Origin of the sequence: Arsukibacterium sp. (assembly GCF_041616895.1) — a bacterium.
Taxonomy (GTDB): Bacteria; Pseudomonadota; Gammaproteobacteria; order Enterobacterales; family Alteromonadaceae; genus Alishewanella.
The window spans coordinates 1-6916 of the sequence record NZ_JBFJPY010000127.1 but is presented as its reverse complement, the minus strand read 5'-3'; the positions used below and the strand labels follow the sequence as shown (position 1 = coordinate 6916).

General features: G+C 52.0%; 5 protein-coding genes. 4 read left to right on the top strand and 1 reads right to left on the bottom strand.

Going from position 1 to position 6916, the window contains the following annotated elements; genetic code table 11:
• The coding region (locus ABY802_RS15235) for a hypothetical protein (RefSeq protein ID WP_372627979.1) at positions 1 to 3412 on the bottom strand (3412 nt) is incomplete at its 3' end.
• 163 nt (positions 3413 to 3575) lie between these two features.
• Between ABY802_RS15235 and ABY802_RS15230 the strand changes: the two genes are divergently transcribed.
• Genes ABY802_RS15230 through ABY802_RS15215 form a run of 4 tightly spaced genes read left to right on the top strand, consistent with a single transcriptional unit; the run spans position 3576 to position 6823 of the window.
• Entirely contained in the window at positions 3576 to 4310 is a 735-nt protein-coding gene (locus ABY802_RS15230) for a 5-oxoprolinase subunit PxpA (RefSeq protein ID WP_372627978.1), read from the top strand.
• A gap of 2 nt (positions 4311 to 4312) precedes the next feature.
• A complete protein-coding gene (gene pxpB, locus ABY802_RS15225; RefSeq protein WP_372627977.1) occupies positions 4313 to 4999 on the top strand; it encodes a 5-oxoprolinase subunit PxpB in 687 nt (228 codons plus the stop codon).
• On the top strand, positions 4996 to 5997 hold the full coding sequence (locus ABY802_RS15220) for a biotin-dependent carboxyltransferase family protein (RefSeq protein ID WP_372627976.1): 1002 nt from the start codon (positions 4996 to 4998) through the stop codon (positions 5995 to 5997). Before pxpB ends, ABY802_RS15220 begins: the two co-directional genes overlap by 4 nt.
• Complete coding sequence (locus tag ABY802_RS15215; RefSeq protein ID WP_372627975.1) at positions 5984 to 6823, top strand: glutamate cyclase domain-containing protein; 840 nt, start codon at positions 5984 to 5986, stop codon at positions 6821 to 6823. Before ABY802_RS15220 ends, ABY802_RS15215 begins: the two co-directional genes overlap by 14 nt.
• Positions 6824 to 6916 lie beyond the last annotated feature (93 nt).

Here is a 6916-nt window from a genome sequence, read left to right as displayed (position 1 = left end):
GCTGCAGCGCACTTTCGCTGGCGGTAACTAACTCGTCTTTGATGGTAAGCCGCTGCAAACTGTTAAATCCCATCACCAGGGTAAAGGCACTGAGCTCGCCTAATAAGGTCAGCGCTTTGAGTTCAGTAATCAGGCCCAGTAACAGCTGGCGCCGCCTCGGGCCATTCAGACCGGTATCTATCTGGCTTAGAGTAACCTGCATCGTCTTGCCAGGCTCGCTCTGCTGCAGCATTATCGACACGTTCTGCAATTCATCGTCAAGCTGCTGTAAGGTGGCACTTCGCCGGTAAAGCTGCTCAAAACCCGGCAGCAGCGCGCTGCCGCTTTCGGCCAACCGCACTTGTTTTAACAGCATCAGTAGATTTACCCCGGCCGGTGGACAGGCGGTTAACTGTAGCTGCAACCCGTCAACCAGCCGTGTCGCAGCTGCCAGCTGCGTTTTGGCGCTCAGCTGATAAATATGCCGTAAAAAATCACTGTCATAACCCAGTCTCAGCCATAACACCCGACGCACATAAAGCTGCCACAGCACTAAGAACAACAGCAACGGAAGCAAAAACTGCATACTGACAAGCAATAGCTGGCTCAATGTTTTCGGGCTGTTGCTGGTATCATGCAATGTTTGCATGGCTTCACTGCCAATGCCTTGTTGATTGTCAGACGCGCTGCGCTGCGCCTCACTATTCATCTCAAGCGGCTCTAAGCGCACCAGAAAAGTTTTTATCCACTGCCACAAGTACGTATTGCCAATAATGGTACTGAGTTTCGGATAGTCATCCGGCAAACCGCTACTGCTGACGCCGGCGCAGCGCTGCTGATAGGTTGCCACAGACCAGGAAACCGGCAGCAGCTGGGTGGGTTGCAAACGCTGCTCAGTAATGGAATTAGGAAAACGGTTTATAGCAAACTCATGTAACTCGGCCCGCTCGCGATTAAACTCAATACATTGCATTTTGGCATAATGAGCCTGCAAGGCCTGCTGCGGCACCTTGCTGATATAAGACAAATAACTGAACGGCAGAAAGCTGATTACAGCGACACTGCAGGCTATCATTAGTTTAGCGGCCGGTTTAATTACCGGTGCCTGCGGTTTGCGCTGGCGCAAAAACAGGCTGACACAACCAATAATCAGCAAAGATAATACGGCGCTTAACCACGGCAATAGCGACGCAAGCTGGGTTGAAGGGATAGTAAGCTGCAGCGCAGTGCGCAGCGCAAAAAAACCATAAACCAGGCCCCAGACCAGTGACACCAGCAACAACAAGCGCCGGCTGTCAAAACCAAGCGGGATCCCCAGCCGGTTTTTTACCAGCTTACTGTTAATAAAGCGTCGCAGCAGCAGTAAAGCGGTGATCAACAGCAAAAAGAATACAATCATGCTGACGCTGAAGATCAGAAACTGGTTGCTCATAATGGCATCGACATGATCCTGCGGATAAAACAACACCAGCGCCCATTCATCTACCGGTGAGCCCGCCAGGATAAAATTACCGGGCTGACCATGATAAAAGCCGGCAAGACCGGTTCTGACAGCACTACCGGCCGGCTCACCGGATCTGACGGTCTGGCTCAGCAGGTTGCTCTCACTGCCGATGTAGTAAATATTTTCAACAAAAGTGCGGCTATTATCATTGTGATACAACACCTTACCGGTACGTCGCTCCACCACCATAAACTGCAGGCCGTTGGCAGAGGGAGGTGCCAGACTCACCGACGGCAGCACCACATCGGCCACCAGCACAAAGCCGGCATCGCTGACATTGCTGTTACTGTCATTGTCACTCTCACCGTCATCGCTTCGCTTAATCTCTAATGGCATCGCAATGGTGGTGCCCCGGGTGCCGTTATTCACATTCAGTAACCGCTGAATATACACATTGTCAAAGCGCTGATTATTCAACGACAGTTGCCAGCCATTGCCATTTCGTACCCGCTTAAAGTAATCACGGTGTGATAAATCATACACCTTGGGCGCCGCGTTGTTTTCCAGAAAATACATAGATGGGAAGCGTGAGCGGCCTACTGCATCCAGCAAGGTTACCGACAACAACTTGCTGGCCGCTGCTGCACTATTTTCATCAGAATTTTGACGATAGTACGTTTGCATGGTGCATTCTTTGTCAGCAGCGACGTGCATGTGCTCTGGATAAAAATCATAGGCCAGCTCTGTCTTCGGACAGGGCGCAAACAATTGCTGATAATTAATTTGCTTTAGCGTTACCGCCTCCGGCAACAATGCGGTATCAATCGCATCCCCCTGCCAGTGCCGCTGATAATATAAACTGTAGCTATGCAGCTGGCTAAATACGGCATGGATATCAGCTGTTAAATCAGTCCGTAATTGTTCAACATAAGCTTGTGCCTGTTGCTGCCGGCTCTGCTGCCATACGGTTACGGTCAAATAGCTGAAAATAAGGGCCAGTAATACCGAAAAAAAACCATAGGCCACCAAATAACAAAAGCTGGCATACAAGCGGTTAACCGACTGGTTTTTCGGCTGTAAATACATCCGAAGTACCGACCAGACAAAGGTTAAGCTTACCAGGGTGGCAAACAGCAAAGGGATATTCCAGTAGCCACTGCCCTGCTCGGCCAGCTGTTGCTGAGGCAGTAAACCCACCAGATACAGCTGCGATACCGCCTGATCTGCTGCATTATTGTTGACGGCGACCAAGCCGGCGGCCAGTCGCATCGGATAAATAAACAAGCGGTAGTCACCGTAAGACAGCTCCATGTCCAGATGAACACTGTAACTTGGCAGCCTGGGCTCAGGTGGCGCTCTGCTATCGGTTACCTCACTAAAAAAATCACGGTATTGCTGCTTGCTAAGTGCTTCGGTTACGCTGGTTAAATTAACAAAAGAAATGGTTGTTTCACCGCCGGTACTGGCCAGTACCTGACTATCTTCAGTAACAAACAACAACTGGCTGAAACCACGCTCTGGTTCAGGTAAAAAATCGGCATGCTGAATTTCCGCTTCAAGATAATTTACACTGTTGTTTTCAGTCTGCTGATACCAACGCAGCTGCACTTTATCCTGAGTTAACCAGTAGCGATTGCGGTAGCTGGGGCAAGGGGTCGCGTTCTCATCTCCCTCCGCTTGCGGGCAGTCGCCGGACAGCTGTTGGCGGTGGGTAACTTTATAACTGGGAAACAACGCCCTGATAGCAGTTTCGCTTTCCTGATAATCATACAAACTTTGCAGTTTTATCAGGTTTTCAGTAAAGGTATTGCTTGCCTCAGCCAGCACCCTGAAGTAATCCTGATTAATTACACTACTGCGAGCTTGGGCGTGGCGATAGTAACCAAACACCATCAGCGCCAGTAATGCCGCCATCAGCAACAGCAACCCGGCAACCCTTTTAGGTCCGGTTTTCTGCTTGCGTTGTTCTGGTGCGGTGTCGCTGTGCATGTTGCTGGCCTTAAGTTAACAATTAAGTAATAACTTAAACTCAGCAAATTGCAAACCGTCGGCCGGGCGAAGCCTATTCAACTTGCTGTATTATGACAACGCTTGCTAATTGGCCGCACAACATGAATAATTTATTCCTTAAGCCAAAGATCCGGGAGACAGCATGCAACTTAATTGCGATTTAGGCGAAAGCTTCGGCAGCTGGACTATGGGTCTTGACAGTCAGGTAATGCCTTATATTGATCAGGCCAATATTGCCTGCGGTTTTCACGCCGGCGATCCCGATGTAATGCAGCGCACCTTACAACTGGCGAAACAGCATAATGTCACTATTGGTGCCCACCCTGCCTACCCCGATTTGAACGGCTTTGGCCGGCGCAGTATGCAGTGCTCACATAACGAAATTATTAACCTGCTGCATTATCAAATTGCCGCGCTGGATGGCATGGCGCAGTGTCAGGGTTTAAACTTAAGCTACGTAAAGCCGCATGGTGCATTGTATAACGATATGATGAGCAAACCTGCTGTGTGGCAGGCGGTAGTGCAGGCCATAGCCAGCTATCATAAACCGTTAAAACTGATGCTGCTGGCCGATAACAACCGCCATACTTACCAGCAACAGGCAGCCGAATTAAAAGTGGCATTATTGTTTGAAGCCTTTGCCGACCGACGCTATACCGATGAAGGCAAGCTAACCCCGCGCAGCCAAAGCGGCGCGGTATTGCATGATGCGGCAGTACTGGCTCAGGTGTCTGAATTACTGAACGATGGCAGCGTAACCACCGCCTCCGGCCAGCGCCTGGCGCTGCAAGCCGATACCCTTTGTGTGCATGGCGACAACCCGGCGGCAGTAGCGCAGGTGGCGCAAATTCGCCAGTTGTTGCAGGCAGTACGCTGAGCATGTCGTTGTACCGTCTTGCCCTGGCCAGCGAAAACGCGGTTATGCTGTATTTTGAGCAGAAAATGGCTGCAGATATTGCCGGTTTAGTGCAGCAGGCCATGCCGCTTATTCGCCAGGCACTGGGCCAGCATTTAGTCGAACTGCTTCCCTCTTATGCCTCGGTACTGGTGGTATTTAACCCGTTTAGTTGTGATCATTTTGCCGTTAGCACTCTGCTTAACAAGGCACTTGCCTCGCTTAGCAGCAATACAGTTGCCCGTGGCCGGCGTATTGAGCTGCCGGTCTATTACAGCGAGCAAAGCGGGCCCGACTTAGCGCGTATTGCCAAAACCAAACAGCTTAGTATCGAACAGGTCATTAAACTGCATCAGCAGCAGCTGTATCGGGTTTATGCCATTGGCTTTGCCCCGGGTTTTGCTTATTTAGGTGAAGTGGCAGCACAACTGGCCATGCCGCGCCTTGCCTCGCCGCGCGCTAAAGTGCCACGTGGGGCAGTAGCGATTGCCGATAGGCAAACTGCGGTATACCCGGCAGTATCGCCAGGTGGCTGGAATATTATTGGCCTTTGCCCTACGCCAATGTTTCAGCCGGATCAAGAGCCCGCCATGCCGGTGGCCGTTGGTGACGAAGTGCAATTTGTTGCCATTAGCAAAGCCGAATTTTTGCAGTTGGGTGGAGAGCTATGAGCCATTTTGAAGTGGACTATTTTGAAGTGCTTAGCCCCGGCGTACTAAGCCTTGTTCAGGATCAGGGCCGCTTTGGCCAGGGCGCTCTGGGCTTAACCAATGGCGGCCCGCTCGATGCCGCTTCGGCGCATTGGGCAAATGCCCTCGTAGGGAACGACGCGAATGCCAGCCTTATTGAATGCAGCATTGGTGGCCTGCAGTTAAAGGCCCATTGCACTACCAACCTGTGCGTTACCGGTGCCAGCGTTGCCCTTACCATCAACGGCGAGAATAAAACACAATGGCAAAGCCATCCGGTGCAGGCGGGCGATGTCATTGAACTGGGCATGGCAAGCCTGGGATTGCGCGCTTATGTGGCCGTTGCCGGTGGTTTTCAGATTGCCCCGCATTTTGGCAGTGGCGCCACCGTGATGCGCGAAGGAATCGGCGGCCTTCACCAAAACGGCGCTAAACTGCAACCGGGCGACAAACTGCCAGTGCTAGCCAGCGCTCCGTTACCACTTCGGCATTTAGCCAAGGGCCAGCAACCTGATTTTGACTTTACTAAAGGGCTTAGCCTGCGACTTGTTGAAGGCTATCAGCTGCCATTATTCAGTAACGTGGCGCGCCAGCGGTTTTATCTTAACCAGTACACCGTGACCCCAAAAGCTGACCGGATGGGCGTCAAGCTCAGTGGCCCGGCCATTCAGTGCAGCAGCCAGAGCCTGTTATCTGAGGGTATTTGTTATGGCGCGGTGCAAATTCCGCCCGACGGCCAGCCTATTGTGCTGCTAAACGACCGGCAAACGCTGGGTGGCTACCCGAAAATAGGCAGCGTATTGTCGCTCGATTGCTGGAAGCTGGCCCAGGCACCGGCTGGCACCGTGCTAAGCTTTGAAAAAATTGACCCGCAGCAGGCTCATAATGCCCTGCTGCTGGCCCGGGCCCGTGATGCAAGGTTATTAGCAGAAATAAACGCACGTTGCAGCAGCGCGGGAGCAGCTAATGACAACACCTGATTTACCCGCGCTAAGCCAGCAAATAGAGCAGCTACTGGTTGCCCGCAACTTACGCGGCATGCAACTGCTGCAACAACAGCTGCGCCCGGGTTATATCCTGCGCGCCGCCCGGTTGCTTAACCAATGCCGCGGCACGGTATTAATTGGTACTGGTTTTCCGGTACTCGATACCTTTGAAACTGATGGCCCGGTTGGCGCTATTGCTTTATATCAATTGCTTGAACAATTAGGCGCCAGGCCCATACTGGTAAGCGGCAACCCGCTATGTTCGGTGCTTGCCAGCCGTTACCGTACCTATCAAATCAGCGTAAACCAGCAGCAAAATCTGCCGGCTATTGCCAGTCAGGCCCTGGCCGAACTGCAACCCCAGCTGGTGATCTCGATAGAACGCCCCGGCTTTACCGCCGCCGGCCGCTACGCCAATATGCGCGGCGAAGATATTACCGCGCGCTGCGCCAGTTTCGACCACTTTTTAAGCCTGGCCCGTTGCCCTACTATCGGTATTGGGGATGGCGGTAATGAAATTGGTATGGGAAATATGGTCGCATTTTTAGACCAGCTGAATATTATTCCGGCCGTCACTGAATGCGACGAACTGATAGTAGCAGACGTGTCTAACTGGGCCGCCTGGGGTATTATTGCTATGGTGTCGGTGCTACAAGGCCGTAACTTACTGGCAGGGGCCGACCCACTAGCCATTTTGCAGTTTTTATCTGCCCACGGCAGTGTCGACGGTATAACCCGGTTAAATACCCTAACCGAAGATGGCCTGTCCTATACCGAAGGCGAGCAGCTGATTAGAGAGCTTGAATTACTAACGAAATGAGAGTCGGTGGAACAGCCGAACCGATATACCCACACCAACACGCCGTGAATACGTCCCTGTAGGCTCGGTTAGGGCATCCATGCCGTAAACGGT